The organism is Staphylococcus sp. EG-SA-2, assembly GCF_017152085.1.
Genome location: NZ_JACYHC010001156.1, coordinates 1 through 669, shown reverse-complemented (window position 1 = coordinate 669; position 669 = coordinate 1). Strand labels below are relative to the sequence as shown.

General features: G+C 35.0%; 1 protein-coding gene. It reads right to left on the bottom strand.

What is annotated here, in order from left to right:
* Window positions 1-137: 137 nt before the first annotated feature.
* Window positions 138-669: M23 family metallopeptidase (locus tag IDG60_RS28030; protein WP_206161066.1), on the bottom strand; the 532-nt coding region annotated here is incomplete at its 5' end.

Sequence of the window (669 nt, the reverse complement as noted above, 5' to 3'; positions counted from 1 at the left end):
TTACATTTTAAGTAATATCTAAATCAAACAAGTATGACTTAGCATTACGATTTTCATTGAAAAAAGCAACCATTATGTAAGTATCATACTCACACAATGATTGCTTAATTTTTTAGACTGCGGGCACCCTTCTATAACTACAAATCATATAGGCTACGTTCCCCATCAGGTAACTGATCGATAAACGGTTTTGGATCTTCTGCATATGCATTACCTACGCCACCCTTCATTCTTTGAAAATGTAAATGTGCGCCTGTCGTTTGTTTACCTGTATTGCCTGAATATGCAATAATATCACCTGCTTTGACTCGATCACCTACTTTGACATTATATTTGTCTAAGTGTAGATACCACTGGTGATATTCTCCATTGTCTTCGGCAATCTGTAATACCTTGCCGCCCAATTCATTATTAAAGATACGTGTTACTTTACCATTCGTCGGCGCTTTAATTGGTGTACCTTTTGGCAATGCAAAATCAATGCCATAATGCTTACCATCAAATGGTGAATGTTGATATTTACCAAAAGTCTCAGTAATCCGACTCCCTCTAAAAAAGTCTTCCCATTTTGAGTGTCCTTGTCCTTTATGATTTTGTGTCAATTTATCGGTATATTGGTTAAACCATTTTTGAATGTCATCTATATAAATAATCGTAAATAATAGTGAA